The organism is Aureibaculum algae (assembly GCF_006065315.1).
GTDB lineage: Bacteria > Bacteroidota > Bacteroidia > Flavobacteriales > Flavobacteriaceae > Aureibaculum > Aureibaculum algae.
In genome coordinates this window covers 1,574,768-1,593,566 of sequence record NZ_CP040749.1, presented here as the reverse complement: position 1 = coordinate 1,593,566, position 18,799 = coordinate 1,574,768, and the positions used below count along the sequence as shown (strand labels likewise).

Sequence of the window (18,799 nt, the reverse complement as noted above, 5' to 3'; positions counted from 1 at the left end):
TATTATAATTTACTCCTTAAAATCCACAATTTAATATATCTCGTTAAAACTCCATTGGCATGAACGGTAGAGATCACAAAGCCAGGAAAACCATCTAAAAAGCCTAATCTTATAATATAATGTATCATAAATCGAGTAGGTGGTTTTATTAATATATGATACAAGGTAACTTTTTTTCCCTTTTCAAACAGTGATTTCGCTTTTAGTGCTGAATAATGGTTTAATTTATTTACATAATGATCATAACCACGATATGAATAATGTTCTAGCTTATTCTTTAAGTATCCAATATTTCCCTTTGCTTCAATGGTTTCATGTACCAATTCACCATCATATTTACAAAATTCTCTATTAAAAAGTCGAATTACTTTATCGCGTTGCCAACCACTATAATTTAGTTTTTTACCTAAAAAATAAAACGTTCTAAACACAAAAAAACCTACACATTCATTCGGTTGATTTAGTGTCGCTATAATTTCTTGTCTTAGCAAGTCTGTTACCCGTTCGTCAGCATCAAGAATGTATATCCAGTTATGTGTTGCCCGTTCTATAGCATAGTTTTTTTGGGAAGAAAAATCATCAAATTCACGTTGTAAAACACGGACTTTATTTTTTTTAGTAATTTCAATTGTCTTATCTCGACTAAACGAATCGATGACAATAATTTCATCGGCAAAGCTAACAGAATCTATAGCAGCCTGTATATGAATCTCTTCATTTAGAGTAGGGATAATGGCTGTTATTTTATTTTTTCTAATCAAGCTCTGTCAGTTACAGCAAATTTAATATTTGTTTTATAATTCTTAGTACTAATTTAATTTATTGTAATAATTTTGCAAAATGAAAATGCACATTGATCAAAAATACAAAGCCTTAAAAGCTGATTTAGTCGAAACTATTTTAAATTTTAATTCATATAAAAATGGTTTTGGAACTGGTAATAGAAACAGCGTAAAAAAAATTGATTTACCTAATTTATCAGTGGTGGTAAAATCATTTAAGATTCCCGTTTTAATGAATCAAATTGCCTATAAATATATTAGAAAATCAAAGGCAAAAAGGTCGTATGAATACACCAAAAAGCTTTCTGGTTTAAATGTTTTATCACCTACTCCAATTGCTTATATAGAATATTTTTCATGGTTTGGATTGAAACATAGTTTCTATATCAGTGAATTCTTAGATTATGATTTCACAATAAAAGATTTACTAAAACAACGTAATCATCCTGAATTTGAACAAATTTTAGAGGCGTTTACACGGTTTACATATACTTTACATGAAAAGGGAATTCACTTTTTAGATCATTCTGGTGGAAATACTTTGATTGTAAAAAACAATGACGGTTATAATTTCTATTTGGTAGATTTAAATAGAATGAAATTTGAACCCCTTTCGTTTGACCAAAGAATGGAAAATTTTTCACGAATTAGTCCAAAAAAAGAAATGGTTGAAATAATGAGCAAAGAATATGCTTCATTAATAAATCAACCATTTGAAAAAGTATTTGAAAAAATGTGGCATTACACCCATGTTTTCTTTAACAAATCACGTCATAAAAAAGTAGTTAAAGACATATTACATGCCAAACATATTCGTGAGCTGTGCCATCACTAAACTGCTACGTCATATTCACGTAAAGCATCATTCAATGATGTTTTTTTATTAGTACTTTCTTTTCTTTTACCAATTATTAATGCACATGGTACATTATAATCACCTGCTTTAAAAGATTTGGTATAGCTTCCTGGTATCACTACAGATCCCGCAGGCACAACACCTTTCGTAATAACCGGCTCATCACCAGTTACATCAATTATTTTGGTGCTCATTGTCAATACTACATTTGCTCCTAAAACAGCCTCCTTCTCTACTCTTACGCCTTCAACTACAATACAACGAGAACCAATAAAACAATTATCCTCTATGATAACTGGAGCTGCTTGTAATGGTTCTAATACACCACCAATACCAACACCACCACTTAAATGTACATTTTTACCAATTTGAGCACAACTCCCCACGGTAGCCCAAGTATCAACCATAGTACCTTCATCTACATAGGCTCCAATATTTACGTAACTAGGCATTAAGATGGTACCACTAGAAATATAGGCTCCATGACGTGCTACTGCATTTGGTACAACACGAATTCCTTTTTCTTTATAGCCTTTCTTCAATGGTATTTTATCGTGATATTCAAAAATACCAGCCTCCAACACTTCCATTTTTTGAATAGGAAAATACAATACTACTGCTTTTTTAACCCATTCGTTCACTTGCCATCCAGATGATGTAGGCTCAGCTACACGTAATTTACCTTCGTCTAATAAGGCAACCACTTCTCTTATATTTTTTTGTGTTGAATCCTCTTTAAGCAATTCACGATTATCCCATGCTGCTTCAATATTTTTCTGTAATTCGGTCATTTTTTATGTTTATATGTTTATTCTTATGTTATCATTCAAAATGCCATATACTGGATATATTGCATCAATTCATTATAACTATAATAATTCTACTATTGATGAGGCAAATATAAACCCTTCATTTAAAATCGACATAATTTTAGTTGTTTATAACATAAAAGCTATTTTTGTATAAAATTTAACCACATATGGCTCGTATTTTAGCAATAGATTTTGGTAAAAAAAGAACAGGTGTTGCCGTTACTGACGAATTGCAATTGATTGCATCTGGACTTACAACCGTTGCTACACATGATTTTTTTGACTTTTTAGCCGATTATTTGAAGCAAGAAAAAGTAGAGCTTTTCTTGGTAGGTGAACCCAAACAAATGAACAACGAAGTTTCAGAAAGCGAAGCACTTATCATTCCGTTTATCAATAGATTAACTAAAGTGCATCCTACAATACCGATCAAAAGAGTAGATGAGCGTTTTACTTCAAAAATGGCTTTCCAAACCATGATTGATGGTGGTCTCAAAAAAAAACAACGTCAAAATAAAGCATTAATTGACGAAATTAGTGCGACAATTATTTTACAATCGTATCTTTACAACCTTAAAAATTAAATTTACAAATGGTATTACCCATAGTTGCATACGGAGATCCTGTTTTGAGAAAAGTAGGAACAGAAATAGATAAAGAATATCCCAATTTAAAAGAACTCATTGAGAACATGAAAGCCACCATGAAAAATGCTCGTGGCGTAGGTTTGGCGGCTCCTCAAATTGGTAAAGCCATTCGTTTGTTTATTGTTGACACCACTCCCTTTGCTGATGATGATGACTTAAGCAAAGAAGAGCAAGACTTTCTAAAAAGTTTCAGTAAAGTATTTATAAATGCTAAAATCACTTCTGAAGAAGGAAATGAATGGGCATTTAGTGAAGGCTGTTTAAGCATTCCCAATATTAATGAGGATGTTTTTAGAAATGAAAAACTCACGATTGAGTATTTTGATGAAAAATTTAAAAAACATACCGAACAATTGGACGGATTAGCGGCTAGAGTTGTTCAGCATGAATACGACCATATTGAAGGTATTTTATTTACAGATAAGTTATCTTCATTAAAAAAACGATTATTAAAGAAAAAATTAAATAACATAAGTAAAGGAAATATTGACGTTGATTATCGAATGAAATTTCCTAAAAAATAATATTATATGACATTAGAGAAAATTGTTGCTATTACTGGCAAACCAGGATTATACGAAATTGTATCACAAACGAAAGGCGGATTATTAGTACAGTCTTTAATTGATAAAAAAAGAATTCCGGTAAGTGCAATGCAAAATGTAAGTGTGTTAAATGATATTGCCATTTACACCTATGAAGATGAAATGCCTTTGCGTATCATTTTTAAAAATATGGCAGAAAAGCTGAGTAATGAAGAAGCTCTTAGCCATAAAGAGAGTAACGATAAATTAAAATCATTTTTTAGCGAAGTACTTCCTAACTATGATGAGGAAAGAGTATATGCCTCTAACATAAAAAAAGTGGTACAATGGTACAATGTACTCGCTACTAACAAATTTGATTTCTCTTCTATTAAAGAGGATAGTAATGATGAGGAAGAATAGTTTTCAGTAGCAGTTGGCAATCATCGCTCACAAGTATTAATTAACATGTCATTCTGAATGTAGTGTAACGGAATGAAGAATCTTTTTAATCAAAACTTGCGATTAAAAGATTCCTCGTACTTCTGAATGACAATAAAATTATTAAATGAAGGCCACTAAAACGCAATAACTTAATACCCTAAAATTTTGTCTAGAAAAGAACATTTAGCAGCTTTTAACCGTCTATTAGATATAATGGATGAGTTGCGAGAAAAATGTCCTTGGGACAAAAAACAAACCCTAGAATCTCTAAGGCATCTTACTATTGAAGAAACCTACGAGTTGGGTGATGCTATACTTGATAACGACCTTGTGGAAGTTAAAAAAGAATTGGGCGACTTGTTATTGCACATTGTTTTTTATGCAAAAATTGGTTCAGAAACCAACGCATTTGATATTGCTGATGTTGCCAATAGCATTTCTGATAAATTGATTCACAGACATCCACATATCTATGGAGATGTTGAGGTAAAAGATGAAGAAGAAGTAAAACAAAATTGGGAAAAACTTAAACTTAAAGAAGGTAAAACGAGCGTCTTAGAAGGTGTGCCAAAAAGTTTACCCGCATTGGTCAAAGCAAGTAGAATTCAGGAAAAAGTAGCGGGTGTTGGTTTTGATTGGGAAGAACCTCATCAGGTATTTGACAAGGTAAAAGAAGAAATTTTTGAATTGGAAGCCGAAATAGAAAAAGGAAATACCGAAAACATTGAAAGTGAATTTGGTGATGTACTTTTTTCGCTCATAAACTATGCTCGATTTATAAAAGTGAATCCTGAAAATGCCTTAGAAAAAACCAATAAAAAATTTATCAATCGTTTTCAATTCCTCGAAAAAGCTGCGAAAAAGGAAGGTAAAGCACTTTCTGACATGACCTTGGCAGAAATGGATGTGTATTGGGAGAAGTCTAAAATTTATTTCAAATAAATTAATTGAAACAAATAGAAACTATTCTATTAATAGTTATAATTTTACAACCTCAAATATTATTCCTTCATAAGGACTTTCATTCCCAGCTTCATAAAACAAACCTAAGTTTCCATTAAATAATAATGTTAAATCTGAGTATGCTGAGGCTCCCAAAAATATTGTTTTAACAACTGACCAAGTTTCTCCATTATCTCGACTCATTTTAAGAGTCATATTCTCACGTTTGTTTTCGTTAGCAGGATTTAAAAAATAGAGATTTGACTCCTTTTTTTTTGATACTTTTAAAAGGCTTGCTTGGCAAATAGGTTCTATTAAGTAATTGTCTCAATATATATCTTCCCATGAAGCTCCCCCATCCTTACTAATTGCAATTTTTCTGGCTTTTTGTGTACGATCATAATTCCGCATATTAAGCATCAAATTACCATCAGATAACTCAACCACAGTACACTCGTTTACTTGATCTTGATTAGTACGCCCTCCCAATTGCCACGTCATACCATGATCATCTGAATAGATAATATGAGAGTAGTATTTCTTTGATCCTCCCTCAATATGGTCACTCGGAATTATCAGTCTGCCTTTATTTTTTCCATACTCTAGCTGAATCCCGTGAACTGGTCCTGTGGCATACCACGTCCAGTCTTGCTTTTTAACCGATTTTGTAATCTCTTTTGGCATCGACCAGCTTTTGCCATCATCAATAGAATTGAAAGAAAAAATACGTCTAGTATCCTTACTTTTTCCTGCAATTATTTCACGCTCATGGTCTTCACCAAGATTCCATGTTGATAATAAATGTACAGCTCCTGTCATTTTATCAACTACTGGAGCCGGATTTCCACAAACATTATTGCCATCATCCCAAATTACCATTAAGTTGCTCCATGTTTGTCCATTATCTTCAGACCTTTTCATGACCAAATCAATGTTTCCTGTATCAGAACAGCCTTTTTTCCTGGCTTCAGCAAAAGCTAATAAAGTTCCTACTTTTGTGGTCACTATTGCAGGAATTCTAAAACACTTATAGTCTTCTGAATCGCTTTTAAAGAGATAGTTTAAATTTATATTTTGCTGTGTATTATCTACTTCTTTATCTGTCGTTATTTGCCCCCAAGAATTTGAAATGATAAATAATAGTAAGGTATTTATAAAGATTTTGTTTGATCTGCTCATTTTAATTTATTCGAATTTAATTATTTTTAAATCCTATCTCTAAAAATATCTTCGATATATGAACCTTTATATAATTAATTACTTTACTAACATATGGTTCCATAAATATATCTGGATTTCACTTAATTCTTCACCTTATTTGGATACGCTGGTGTTTGCATTTCTTTGGGTGGATTTTGCTTTAATTGTTCTAACGCAACCTCAATGGCTTTTTCTAATTGAGGATCATGACCCTTTACGATTAACTCTGGTAATTGTTCTACTTCAATATCTGGTGCTACACCTTCATTTTCAACTCTAAACCCGTCTTTTGTATAAAAAGCAACATTAGGAGCTGTAACAATACCTCCATCAATAAACTCAGGATAACCCAATACTCCAACTAAACCGCCCCAAGTACGTTTTCCTACAATGGTACCCAACTTAAATTTTCTAAACATCCAAGGTAAATAATCACCACCTGAACCTGCTGTCTCATCTGTAATCATCACTTTTGGACCTTGAATAGAAGCACTTGGCGATTTTAAATCTTTACCATATCTAAAATTCCAATAAGCTTGTTCCGGACGCTTTAAAATATCGATATAATAATCGGCTAAAGAACCTCCACCATTGTAACGCTCATCAATAATAATAGCCTTCTTTGTTGCTTGAGGAAAAAAGTAACGTTTAAAATACTCATGACCTGCACCTGCCGTATTCGGTACATATACATAAGCTACTTGACCATTCGTTGCTTTATCTACTTTTTTAATATTGCCTTCCACCCATTCTCTATTGCGTAAATCAAGGTCATATGCGATAGGTGTAACATTCACAACTCTTGCATTGGATCCATTAGCCGTTTTACTAATAGTTAGCTCTGTGATTTTATTCGCTGTATTTTCAAAAAAGCTATAAAAATTAGCATCGGCCGTAATATTTTTTCCATTTACTGCAATGATATAGTCGCCTTCTTCAACATTTATACCCGGCTCTGTTAAAGGTGAACGTAAATCAGGTGTCCAGTTTAAACCTCCATATATTTTTTTTATTTGATATCTATTATTGCTAATTTGATAATCGGCTCCTAACAGTCCTCCTTGAATCCGTTCAGAACTATTCAAATGGTCTCCTCTACTTGAAAATCGATGATGCCCGACTGCAATTTCACTAAACATCCATTCCATAACACGATATACATCTCCTTTGGTGCTCGCATATTCTATAAATGGTTTATACTTTTCTTTCATGGCATTCCAGTCCGCCCCATGCATATTTGGGTCATAAAAATAATCACGGTTTACACGCCAAGCTTCGTTAAAAATATTATTCCATTCTTCTTTGGGATTTATCTTTACACTTATGGCTCCAAAATTAACAGGAGCTTCTTTCGCTTTTTCACCAATATCTGCTACAAACCATGCCCCTTTATTTTGATACAGCATTTTTTTGCCATTGGCGGAAATCTGAAAATCTCCCGCTTCAAATAATTCTTTTGATGCTCTGTCTTTAAAATCAAATTTTTGTAAGGTAGACTTGTCGGAATGATACGAGGAAGCCACATAATACAATTCTCCTTCAGTTGGCGATTGCAGGTTGTAATAATATCCTTTACCAATTGGCAAACTAATGATGCGTTGTTGTAATCCTTCCCAGTCAATTTTTAAAACGGGCTTCGCTTCTTTTTCTTTTTTACCTTTTTTATCTTTACCCTTTGTGCTTTCCTCTTCTACTGCCACTGCTATTTCTTCAACGTCATTTTCTTTTGCCAATGGTGAAACAACTTCCTTTTGAAGTGTGACCAAATAAATAGAATAGTTCATTTCCATATCTATGTTAGACTGATCAAACCAATTAACAACGGGACCAGCATCTGTAGAAGCTAACATATATAAATACTTACCACTCGGATCAAAGATTGGTTCTGACACACTTGAAAGTCCATCAGACACAGCATACGATTTATTGGCTTCTGTAGAATACAAAAAGGCCTGTTCAAAGCTCGTTTCAATAATCTTGGTATAGGCAACCCAATTAGAATCATGTGACCAACTGCCAAAAAGCTCACGCAAATCGCCAGGCACAAACCTATCGTCTTGGGCAATTTTAACCACTTTTTTATTAGAAATTTCTGCTACATATAAATTCCTACCATTGTCTATAAAACACAATTTCTCACTATCTGGAGACCAATGAATATTAGCATAAAACCCAGTACCACTTAATGAAATTTTGGTTATTGCATTCGTTTTTATGTTTTGAATATGTAGGCCATACTCACCAGAATCATCAGAAAAATAAGCGATAAACTTCCCATTAGGTGACCATTCCGGGAATTTCTCATGCGTTCCTGCCGAGTTCGTCAAGTTTTTAACATCTCCTTTATTTGCAGGTACCGTAACAATTTCACCTCTAAAATCGGCAACCACTCGTGCCCCAGAAGGCGAAATTGATAAAGACCGCATATAATCGCTCCCAGAAACAAAACGAGGTCGTAATTCTAATAAATCTGTTGAAATATTTATAGTTAGTGTATTTACTTTATCTGAACTGACATCATAAATATGTAATAATCCCGCTTGTTCAAAAATAACGGCTCCATTGTGAGCATTAATATCCAAAACCGGAAAATCTTTATAGTCTGTTAATTGTTTAATTTCTTTAGTAGCTGTTTGGTAACTATACAAGTTGAATTCACCATTTCTATCACTTTTAAAATACACCACATTATCCATCCATTGTGGTTTAGTATCATTGCTTCCTCCTTCAGGTTTTGCAATTTCTTCTACCTTATGGCTAGCCGTATCGTAAAGCCAAATTCTAGAAACTCTTCCACCACGGTAATGCTTCCATTGCGTAAACGCCTCAGATAATGGTGTATATGCAATCGACTTACCATCATCAGAATAAGAGGCATGATAAGCTGTTGGTATAGGCAACTGTTCAACCTGACCACCATCAATTGGAATTGTATATAACTGTGCAAAACGGTTGGTATGGGTATTTCGTTGTGAGATAAACAACACATTTTTACCATCTGGTGTAAAATCTCTGACCAACTCCCTATATGGATGATATGTCAACCTTTTAGGAACACCCCCCTTTGCTGGAACTATAAAAACATCGCTATTGCCATCATATTCGGCATTAAAAGCAATCATAGTTCCATCAGGTGAAAAAACAGGATTAGACTCAATACCATGATCAATTGTTAATCTTCTCGGCTCAGAACCATCTCTGTTAGCCACCCATAAGTCTTCCGCATAGACGAAAGCAATATGATTATCGCTTAAAGCGGGATAGGTCATTAGTTTTGTTTGTTGGGCATAACTGCTTAATACAGCACCCAAAACAACGGTTAAAAACAAACTTAATTGGTGTAAATTTTTCATCTGGAAGGTTCGTAAAATTAGAAACACTAAATTAGTGAAAAATAATATACGCATTTTGTACGTATTTATAAAGATTCAAAACTTCACCAACCCTGAACCTGAAAGGTCATCAGTAAAAAACAAATTGATGCATCTTAAATCAAACATTCAAATTTTCCTGACAACTACTTTATCTCTTCATAACGCAACAGTATTATTTCTTCATCATTATTTAGTAACTTTGACTTTCAACTAATCTCTAGAAATACTTTTGAATATGACCATAAAAGAAATTACCAATTCACTCGAAGAAATTGCACCACTGCAGTATGCCGAAGATTTTGATAATGTAGGTCTATTAGTAGGTAATTATCAAACGGAGGTAACTGGTATATTGGTTACACTAGATACGTTAGAAACTGTGGTTGATGAGGCTATCGCAAAGAAATGTAATCTTATTGTAAGCTTCCATCCTATTATTTTTTCGGGTTTAAAAAAAATAAATGGTAATAATTATGTTGAACGTGTTGTAGTAAAAGCCATAAAAAATGATATCGCTATTTATAGCATGCATACAGCATTAGACAATTCCGTTAAAGGAGTTTCTGCAATGATGGCTAAAAAATTGAATTTAACAAAGACTAAAATTTTACTTCCAAAGTCGGGATTCATAAAAAAATTAACAACGTATGTTCCTGATCAGGTCGCTGACAGAGTACGTAGAGCCCTATTTGATGCTGGTGCAGGAGCTATTGGTAATTATACAAATTGCAGTTATAACATTCGTGGATTAGGAACCTATAAAGGAAATGAAAATTCAAACCCTGTTATTGGTAAAAAAGGTATTTTACAGCAAGAAAAAGAAACGTTTATTGGCGTTATTTTTGAAAAACACCTAGAAAGTGCTGTTTTAAAAGCACTTTTAAATACACACCCTTACGAAGAAGTAGCCTATGATATTATTACTACAGATAATAGCCATCAACATATTGGTATGGGTATGGTAGGTGAGCTTTCAGAAGCTATGAATGAAGCCGACTTTTTATCTCTATTAAAAGAAAACTTTAATTTAAAGGCAATTAGACATTCACGTCTATTAAATAAACCCATAAAAAAAGTAGCCGTTTTGGGTGGATCTGGCAGTTTCGCTATTGATGCCGCAAAACACTCTGGTGCAGACATATACGTTTCGGCAGACTTTAAGTATCACGATTTTTACAAGGCTGAAAATCAGATAATTTTAGCCGACATTGGACATTATGAGAGTGAACAGTTCACAAAAAATCTTTTGGTAGATTATCTTACAAAAAAATTCCGTAATTTTGCAGTCGTTTTATCAGGAACAAATACAAATCCTATCAATTACATATAAACAAATGGCAAAAAAAGAATTAACAGCAGAAGATAAATTAAGAGCTTTATACGATCTACAATTGATTGATTCTAGAATTGATGAAATTAAGAACACTCGTGGTGAATTACCATTAGAAGTTGAAGATTTAGAAGATGAAATTGAAGGTTTAAATACGAGGTTAACAAATTTCAATAATGATATTGAAAATTTGGAGACAAGTATTAAAAATAGAAAAAATACGATTGAAGAAGCTAAGACTGCTATTAAAAAATATACTACGCAGCAAAAAAATGTTAGAAATAACAGAGAGTTTGACTCAATCAGTAAAGAAATTGAATTTCAAGAACTTGAAATTGAATTAGCTGAAAAACACATTAAAGAATTTTCTGTAAAAATTGAGCACAAGAATGTAATTATTGATGGTGCTAAAGAAAAATTAAAAGATAAGAACACACACTTAAAGCATAAAAAAGGTGAGTTGGATGCTATTTTAGCTGAAACCGAAAAAGAAGAGAAAATGTTGGGCAAAAAATTTGCTGAATATAGTGCAATGATAGATGAACGTCTTTTAAATGCATATAAAAGAATTAGAACCAATGTAAAAAATGGTTTAGCAGTGGTAGCTGTTGAAAGAGGTGCTTCTGGTGGATCTTTCTTTACAATACCACCTCAGCAAATTGTAGAAATTGCAACACGTAAAAAAATTACTACTGACGAACATAGTGGTAGAATTTTAGTAGATGCTCAATTAGCAGCTGAAGAAAAACAAAAAATGGAAAAGTTATTTTCTTAATAACATACCGCAACTCAATATTTAAAAACCCATTGACTTTGCTCAATGGGTTTTTTATTTTTATTTTGCAAATAAATACAATCAAGTGAGCGAAAATACTGGAACACGCATAAACAAATACCTAAGTGAAGTAGGTTATTGCTCTAGAAGAGCAGCGGATAAGTTAATCAATGAAGGTCGAGTTACCATTAATGGTAGTGTTCCTGAATTGGGGACTAAAATTAACCCTGAAGATGAAGTTAGAGTAAATGGTGAACTCATTTCGGAGCCCAAAGAAAAACCCGTTTACATTGCTTTTAATAAGCCCATTGGTATTGTTTGTACAACTGACTCGCGTGTAGAAAAAGATAATATTATAGATTATATTAAATATCCTTCTCGCATTTTTCCTATTGGTAGATTAGACAAGCCAAGTGAAGGCCTTATCTTTTTAACGAACGATGGTGATATCGTAAATAAAATATTACGTGCTAGAAACAATCACGAAAAAGAATATATCGTTACGGTTAACAAACCCATTACCAAAGATTTTATTCAAAAAATGAGTAATGGTATTCCAATCTTAGATACGGTTACTCGTAAATGTAAGATAGTACAACTTAATAAGAGTCAATTCAACATTATTTTAACGCAAGGTTTGAACCGACAAATTCGTAGAATGTGTGAGCATTTAGACTATAGAGTAACTAAATTAAAGCGTGTAAGAATAATGAATATCACTTTAGACACTCCCGTTGGTGAATGGCGTTATTTAACAGATAAAGAGCTGAACGAGATTAATCGATTGGTAGCTGACTCGGCTAAGACTATTGATTAATTAGTTGTTGTTTCCACCAACAATTTCTGAAATTTTAGAACTAAATAGTTTTTGAAACCGTTCTGGAAATTCATCCTTAAAATAGACTTGTTTATTTGTAAAGGGATGTGTAAAACGTAACGAATACGCATGTAAATATAACCCCTTACCTTTCAAAATCAGGTCTTCAATACCATAAGTAGCATCTCCAAGAATCGGATTATCAATACTTGCCAGATGTTTACGTAATTGATGTCTTCTACCTGTTTTAGGCTCCAATTGAACCAAATTAAGTTTTTTAAACCTCTCAGAGAAAACAGTATCTAGTTTCTTATAATTCGATTGTGATGGTTTGCTATCAATTGTAGTCGTGATTTTTCCATCACTATTCATTTCACCAATAGTAACGGCATAATAGGTTTTCTCAACCTTTTTATCTTCAAACATTCTATTTAAAGCACGAATACTACTGCTCGTTTTTCCTACCAATAAAATACCCGTAGTTGCATAATCTAAGCGATGAACGGGTTGTGGTGTAGTAGCATCAGATAAGTTACTATATTTAATATTTTGTGGTAATGCGTTGGCAACCGTTTTAAAACTATTACCACTGACTAAAATACCTGCAGGTTTATGAAGCACAGCCAAGTGTTCATCTTCAAATAAAACGGTAAGCGAAAAGATAAGTTTCTTAATCGGAGTAACTTCCTTGGGTATGGTTAAACGAATGGACTCACCTCCATGTATTAGTGTACCTGTAGTTGCTATAATGTCATTAACCGTGACATACTTTTTCTTAATTACTTTCTTTAAAGCCGATTTCGTTAATGCAGCGATAAAAATACCAACACCATATTCCTGTAACCTTATTGGAGTAGGAAGTTCAGGTACAATATGTATTTCTGTTGGGTTAATTTTGTTTTAAATTTAACTAAGAATAGCTGTGTTTCATACACCGAAAAGGACTTGCTTTTATTCAATTTGTAACAGCTCAGCTGCAATTGAAGTTACTTTTAATTTTTTAAACAACTCCTTGTCAGGATTATATATATTTATAACGTTATCTTTTTCAATGTATTCCCAATAACCTTTTTCAATATAATGAGCGTCTACTGGAGATAACACCAAGTATTCACATTCATTATTTATCATAAATGTATAGGACTGTCGATATATTGATTCTGGGAATATTTTATAATCTGAGGGTCTATAAATTCCATAGGATTCTTCATAGGATTCTAACCAGGTATTGATAAACTCACTAGGATAATTCGGATTCAAATCGACATCATCCGAACTACAAGATATTGTTGTAAAAATTAATCCAAATATAAAGGGCAATAATTTTTTAATTTTCATTTTTGATTATTTCAACAATAAAATACAATAAAACCTAGCTCAACATATTTATGCCAAGCTACTTTAAACTAGCTAAACTCGCTTTCAACGTTTCAATTTTAGCAACAGCATCGGCTTCTTTTTGCTTTTCACTTGCTACTACTTGATCTGGTGCATTAGAAACAAAACGTTCATTCGATAATTTTTTCTGTACCGATTTTAAAAACCCTTCCGTATAATTTAACTCTTCGGTTAGTTTTTTAATTTCGTCTTCAACATTTACAGCTCCAGCTATTGGAATAAAATACTCATTCGATTTTACTCTAAAGGTTAACGCTCCTTGCACCGCTTCATTAACGGTTTCTATACTTTCTAAATTTCCTAATTTTTGAATAACATCATCAAAAATAGTTGCTGAGTTTTCGTTGTTTAATATCGAGAATCCGATTTTTTCTTTGAAAGAAATGTTTTTCTCTTTTCTGATATTTCTAATACCTGAAACAACCTCTTTAGTGAAATCAAACTGTTTTATTAAATCCGTATTTATAATTGCATTCTTAGGCCATTCGGCAACAATTAATGCATCTTCAGGACTCCTATCCTCTATAAATTGCCAAATTTCTTCCGTTAAAAACGGCATAAACGGATGCAATATTTTTAAATTATTTTCAAAAATAGCAATGATACTTTTATAAGTTTCAGCATCAATAGGTGTACCATAATTTGGTTTTACCATCTCTAGTAACCATGAGCAGAAATCATCCCAAATTAATTTATAGGTTGCCATTAAGGCATCTGAAAGTCTGTATTTACTAAAATGATCTTCAATTTCAACCAATGTCTCTTGAAAAGTAGCTTCATACCATTCAATAGCTATTTTACTAGAGTTAGGTTGCTCAATAGTTGCATCAACTTCCCAACCTGTTACCAACCTAAAGGCATTCCAAATTTTATTGGCAAATTGCTTTCCTTGTTGGCACAACGCCTCATCAAACATTAAATCGTTACCTGCTGCTGCACTTAACAATAAACCTACACGAACACCGTCAGCACCATAGTCTTCAATCAATTTTAAAGCGTCAGGCGAATTACCTAACGACTTACTCATTTTACGTCGTTGTTTATCTCTTACTAATCCTGTAAAATATACATTCTCAAACGGTCTTTCATTTTTAAACTCATAACCCGCAACAATCATACGAGCTACCCAAAAGAATAAAATATCTGGACCTGTTACTAAATCATTGGTTGGATAATAGTATTGAATATCTTCATTTTCAGGATTACGAATACCATCAAAAACACTCATTGGCCATAACCAAGAAGAAAACCAGGTATCCAACACATCATTATCTTGTCTTAAGTCTTCAATTTTCAATGAACTCTCAACTCCGCTCGAGTTGACCGCCAATTTAGCTTTTGCTTTTTCAAAAGCCTCTTCCCTACTCTCAGCAACTACAAAATCTTCTTTACCATCTCCAAAATAGTAGGCCGGAATTCGTTGGCCCCACCATAACTGTCTAGAAATATTCCAATCGCGAATATTTTCCATCCAATGTCTGTAGGTATTTTCAAATTTTTGTGGAAAAAACTTAACCTCATCATTTTCTAACACCGCTTTTATCGCTGGCTTGGCTAATTCTTCCATTTTTAAGAACCACTGATCAGACAAACGTGGTTCAATAACCGCCTTTGTACGCTCAGATGTTCCAACTTTATGTAAATGACTTTCTATTTTAACCAAAAAGCCTTTTTCCTCTAATTCTTTAGAAATTTCTTTTCTTACAACAAACCTATCTTTACCTTGATAATGCAGTCCGAAGCTATTTAACGTAGCATCTTCATTAAAAATATCAATAACTTCTAAGTTGTGCTTATCTCCTAAATTTTTATCATTTTCATCATGTGCAGGGGTCACTTTTAAACAACCCGTACCAAACTCTATATCTACATATTCATCTTCAATAATTGGTATTACTCGATCACACAAGGGTACAATTACCTTTTTACCTCTTAAATGCGTAAAACGCTCGTCATTCGGATTAATACAAATTGCGGTATCCCCTAAAATGGTTTCCGGACGTGTAGTAGCAATAGTTACTTTTTCATCACTATCAACAATGTTATACTCTAAATAATATAAGTTTCCTTGACGTTCTTCGTAATGTACTTCTTCATCTGACAAGGTAGTTTTAGCTTCAGGATCCCAATTTACCATTCTAAAACCTCTGTATATCATGCCTTTATTGTATAAATCAATAAAAACTTTAATAACAGATTCACTCATGTCATCATCTAATGTGAATTTGGTTCTATCCCAATCACAAGAACAACCTAATTTTTTTAATTGCTCTAAAATAACACCACCATATTCATCAGTCCAATCCCATGCATGCTTTAAAAATTCTTCACGAGACAGGTCATTTTTTTGAATGCCATTCTCTTTTAATTTGGCAACTACTTTTGCTTCTGTAGCAATAGAAGCATGATCTGTACCAGGTACCCAACACGCATTTTTACCCTGTAAACGTGCACGTCTTACCAATACATCTTGAATTGTATTGTTTAACATATGCCCCATGTGCAAAATTCCAGTTACATTTGGAGGTGGAATTACAATCGTATATGGTTCCTTTTCATTAGGAGTTGAATGAAAATAATTGTGTTTCATCCAGTAATTGTACCATTTACTTTCTACTTGGCTAGCATCATATTTAGAGGGAATACTCATATTTTGGTATAGTTTTTGAAAACAATTAGCAAAGTTACAATTTCTAAACAATACAAAAATAAATTAGTCGTTATAATTTTATATCTTTGATTCTTTAATAAATTACAAATAAAAATGAAGAAATTAGCAGTATTATTATTTATCGGGTGTATCAGTTTATCAATAAACGCCCAAGAGGAAACTACAGCAACAAAAGTAGACCCTAATGCCCCAAAGTTTAAGTTTGCAACAAAAAACGTTGACTTTGGCTCAATTGAAAAGAATGCCGATGGCGTTAGATTATTAAAATTTACCAATGTTGGTAAATCACCATTAATCATATCTAGAGTAACAGGTAGTTGTGGTTGTACAGTACCTTCTACTCCAAAAGAACCTATTATGCCAGGCCAAACTGGTGAAATAGCTGTGAAGTATGACACCAACAGAGTTGGCCAAATAGCGAAATCAATTACAATTACTTCTAATGCTGATAGACCTAAAATTGTTATACCAGTACGAGGAAATGTAAAAAAAGAAAGTAGCCTAACCAAGTTAGAAAACCATGAAAAAAGTATGGTTGCTACACCAGAACAATAAAATTTTATTTTACTTCATTTAAAACTGATTGAAAAATCATTTCTAAACTCCCTAAAGGAGAAATGAAGTAGAAAGTGAAAGCCACAATGCTTTCAGAGAAATTAAAATAGTTTTAAATTTAGAGTTTTATATACTATAAAAGCGACCAACATTGGTCGCTTTTTTAATTTTATAGGAAAAAACAATATTTTTAGAGGAGTTTTTTAAGTTTAAACTCAAAGTTTAATTCGACGCCATTCCGCTCAACTAACAATTTTATCTTTTTACCTTCTTTACTTGAAAACAAATAGGTAATTTCTTGAAGTTTGTAATTATAAGAAGCCTTTCCGTTAATTGCTAAAACGATATCGCCTGCTTGTAAACCTGCTTGATAGGCTGGTGAATCTTTTCTTAATTCTGCAATTTTATACGATGGTTTCAAAGCATACACATAACTATATACCATCTGAACTGTTGCACGGTCACTACTTTCAGAATCCGATTTTAACATATCTGATTGCCGCTCCTTTACCATCATACTCCCGTTATGCATCAACTCAATACCACTCATATTATATAAGAACGGATCTTTAAAATATTTAGATGGTTTTTTAATAGTCAATCTTTTGTTTGGATAATCATAAACAATTCTAAACCGCTTTAAGATCTCTGAACCTAATGAACCATTTCTCTCTTCATGCCGATATGCTTTTTCAATAGAACTATAATTAGGATAGGCTACATTAGCATCTTTAAGAATATAAGTACCCAACATTATTTTTTTAATCTTACTTCGTTTACCATATACATTACCGCTCAACCCTCTTCCTAAATAATCATTAAAGTGTTTTTCTGGAATAGAAATATCTAGACTAGATTCATCAAAAAGCCATAAGGCATCGCTACCTCCAGAATCTATTAATAATTTAACAGGTATTTCTTTATCAACATCAACAGATGCATAGATGTAGGGTTTGTTTTTATAAAAATGCAATTCAAAATCTTCACAGCGTCTACAATCTTTATAGGTATACGTATCTGGATTATAAAACTTTACGCGTTGTGTAGCATAATTAATTTCAACAATAAAATCTCTAAATAAATCGCCACCAATAATTCCGTTAATATCAATACCCAAACGTGTAGATAGGTCTAAATTTTCACTTTGTATCGCATAAACCATATGCTTATCATTAAAAATCTTACCCAATTTAAAAGTGTTATTTTCCGATTTCACTGCACTTACATGATCACCTTCTCCTAGCCCTCTTAATTGGATCTCTTCAACATTATTAAGGTTTAGCGAATCTTCTAATTTCAGATTGATCAGTAAAGAATTATCAACACCCGTATCTAATAAAAAATTCAACTTTACGTCATTCACTTCAATGGGAATAATAATTAAATTATTAACCATTTTAAAAGACAAGGCATAACTATCCTTATTACCCAGAATATTAAATTTATCTTGGGCAAAACTGTTACTCATAACAAACAGTAGTAAAATAATATGTAAAAACCTGACTTTCAAATTTGTAAAATGAATTGATGTGTTTCTAAATTTAGTGAATTATTCAATAATTTCCAATTTTTTTGAGACTTTAACTTTTTAAATAACTAATTTTTAACAATTTGACGATTACTTTCTCTACTCAAAACTTTAATTTTAGTAGCTATGCAACATTAAAAATAG

General features: G+C 32.6%; 19 protein-coding genes. 10 read left to right on the top strand and 9 right to left on the bottom strand.

Features of this window, described 5'->3' with window-relative positions:
• Window positions 1-2: 2 nt before the first annotated feature.
• Window positions 3-761, bottom strand: coding sequence for a glycosyltransferase family 2 protein (locus FF125_RS06425; protein WP_138948987.1), 759 nt, complete (start codon window positions 759-761; stop codon window positions 3-5).
• A gap of 79 nt (window positions 762-840) precedes the next feature.
• Between FF125_RS06425 and FF125_RS06420 the strand changes: the two genes are divergently transcribed.
• Window positions 841-1,617 (top strand): Kdo domain containing protein, encoded by a 777-nt coding sequence (locus FF125_RS06420; RefSeq protein ID WP_138948986.1) that lies wholly within the window; start codon window positions 841-843, stop codon window positions 1,615-1,617.
• Here the strand turns inward: FF125_RS06420 and FF125_RS06415 are convergent.
• Window positions 1,614-2,429 (bottom strand): 2,3,4,5-tetrahydropyridine-2,6-dicarboxylate N-succinyltransferase, encoded by an 816-nt coding sequence (locus tag FF125_RS06415; protein WP_138948985.1) that lies wholly within the window; start codon window positions 2,427-2,429, stop codon window positions 1,614-1,616. The genes FF125_RS06420 and FF125_RS06415 overlap by 4 nt on opposite strands.
• A gap of 188 nt (window positions 2,430-2,617) precedes the next feature.
• Between FF125_RS06415 and ruvX the strand changes: the two genes are divergently transcribed.
• From ruvX to mazG, 4 genes are all read left to right on the top strand, one after another.
• Window positions 2,618-3,034: a Holliday junction resolvase RuvX gene (ruvX, locus tag FF125_RS06410; RefSeq protein ID WP_138948984.1), complete on the top strand. Its 417-nt coding sequence runs from the start codon at window positions 2,618-2,620 to the stop codon at window positions 3,032-3,034.
• A gap of 8 nt (window positions 3,035-3,042) precedes the next feature.
• On the top strand, window positions 3,043-3,621 hold the full coding sequence (gene def, locus FF125_RS06405) for a peptide deformylase (RefSeq protein WP_138948983.1): 579 nt from the start codon (window positions 3,043-3,045) through the stop codon (window positions 3,619-3,621).
• A 6-nt stretch (window positions 3,622-3,627) separates the two neighbouring features.
• Window positions 3,628-4,044, top strand: a complete 417-nt coding sequence (locus tag FF125_RS06400) for a DUF5606 family protein (RefSeq protein ID WP_117884383.1) — start codon at window positions 3,628-3,630, stop codon at window positions 4,042-4,044.
• Between the two features lie 183 nt (window positions 4,045-4,227).
• Window positions 4,228-5,007, top strand: coding sequence for a nucleoside triphosphate pyrophosphohydrolase (gene mazG / locus FF125_RS06395; protein WP_138948982.1), 780 nt, complete (start codon window positions 4,228-4,230; stop codon window positions 5,005-5,007).
• Between the two features lie 36 nt (window positions 5,008-5,043).
• Here mazG and FF125_RS06390 read toward each other — a convergent pair whose 3' ends face one another.
• From FF125_RS06390 to FF125_RS06380, 3 genes are all read right to left on the bottom strand, one after another.
• A complete protein-coding gene (locus tag FF125_RS06390) occupies window positions 5,044-5,223 on the bottom strand; it encodes a sialidase family protein (protein WP_138948981.1) in 180 nt (59 codons plus the stop codon).
• Between the two features lie 111 nt (window positions 5,224-5,334).
• Window positions 5,335-6,186 carry a sialidase family protein gene (locus FF125_RS06385; protein ID WP_138948980.1) on the bottom strand — a complete coding sequence of 284 codons (852 nt, stop codon included), beginning with the start codon at window positions 6,184-6,186 and terminating at the stop codon, window positions 5,335-5,337.
• Between the two features lie 122 nt (window positions 6,187-6,308).
• Window positions 6,309-9,560, bottom strand: coding sequence for a S41 family peptidase (locus FF125_RS06380; RefSeq protein WP_138948979.1), 3,252 nt, complete (start codon window positions 9,558-9,560; stop codon window positions 6,309-6,311).
• Window positions 9,561-9,816: 256 nt separating this feature from the next.
• Here FF125_RS06380 and FF125_RS06375 point away from each other — a divergent pair, with 256 nt between their 5' ends.
• The 3 genes from FF125_RS06375 (at window position 9,817) to rluF (ending at window position 12,503) form a co-directional block, all read left to right on the top strand.
• Window positions 9,817-10,911 carry a Nif3-like dinuclear metal center hexameric protein gene (locus tag FF125_RS06375; RefSeq protein WP_138948978.1) on the top strand — a complete coding sequence of 365 codons (1,095 nt, stop codon included), beginning with the start codon at window positions 9,817-9,819 and terminating at the stop codon, window positions 10,909-10,911.
• A gap of 4 nt (window positions 10,912-10,915) precedes the next feature.
• The gene (locus FF125_RS06370) at window positions 10,916-11,686 is read left to right on the top strand and encodes a zinc ribbon domain-containing protein (RefSeq protein WP_138948977.1); all 771 of its coding nucleotides are present in this window, start codon (window positions 10,916-10,918) and stop codon (window positions 11,684-11,686) included.
• Window positions 11,687-11,771: 85 nt separating this feature from the next.
• On the top strand, window positions 11,772-12,503 hold the full coding sequence (gene rluF / locus FF125_RS06365; protein WP_138948976.1) for a 23S rRNA pseudouridine(2604) synthase RluF: 732 nt from the start codon (window positions 11,772-11,774) through the stop codon (window positions 12,501-12,503).
• On the opposite strand, the gene FF125_RS06360 is transcribed toward rluF, so the two are convergent.
• Window positions 12,504-13,124 carry an RluA family pseudouridine synthase gene (locus FF125_RS06360; protein ID WP_317129662.1) on the bottom strand — a complete coding sequence of 207 codons (621 nt, stop codon included), beginning with the start codon at window positions 13,122-13,124 and terminating at the stop codon, window positions 12,504-12,506. It lies immediately after the preceding gene.
• 85 nt (window positions 13,125-13,209) lie between these two features.
• Between FF125_RS06360 and FF125_RS22090 the strand changes: the two genes are divergently transcribed.
• Window positions 13,210-13,407 carry a hypothetical protein gene (locus FF125_RS22090; RefSeq protein WP_250629696.1) on the top strand — a complete coding sequence of 66 codons (198 nt, stop codon included), beginning with the start codon at window positions 13,210-13,212 and terminating at the stop codon, window positions 13,405-13,407.
• A 47-nt stretch (window positions 13,408-13,454) separates the two neighbouring features.
• Here the strand turns inward: FF125_RS22090 and FF125_RS06355 are convergent, their stop codons facing one another.
• Window positions 13,455-13,841: a hypothetical protein gene (locus FF125_RS06355; protein WP_138948974.1), complete on the bottom strand. Its 387-nt coding sequence runs from the start codon at window positions 13,839-13,841 to the stop codon at window positions 13,455-13,457.
• Between the two features lie 58 nt (window positions 13,842-13,899).
• Window positions 13,900-16,551, bottom strand: coding sequence for a valine--tRNA ligase (locus FF125_RS06350; protein WP_138948973.1), 2,652 nt, complete (start codon window positions 16,549-16,551; stop codon window positions 13,900-13,902).
• A 114-nt stretch (window positions 16,552-16,665) separates the two neighbouring features.
• Here FF125_RS06350 and FF125_RS06345 point away from each other — a divergent pair, with 114 nt between their 5' ends.
• Window positions 16,666-17,127 carry a DUF1573 domain-containing protein gene (locus tag FF125_RS06345; protein ID WP_138948972.1) on the top strand — a complete coding sequence of 154 codons (462 nt, stop codon included), beginning with the start codon at window positions 16,666-16,668 and terminating at the stop codon, window positions 17,125-17,127.
• A gap of 190 nt (window positions 17,128-17,317) precedes the next feature.
• Here the strand turns inward: FF125_RS06345 and FF125_RS06340 are convergent, their stop codons facing one another.
• Window positions 17,318-18,595 (bottom strand): aspartyl protease family protein, encoded by a 1,278-nt coding sequence (locus tag FF125_RS06340; protein WP_138948971.1) that lies wholly within the window; start codon window positions 18,593-18,595, stop codon window positions 17,318-17,320.
• Window positions 18,596-18,799 lie beyond the last annotated feature (204 nt).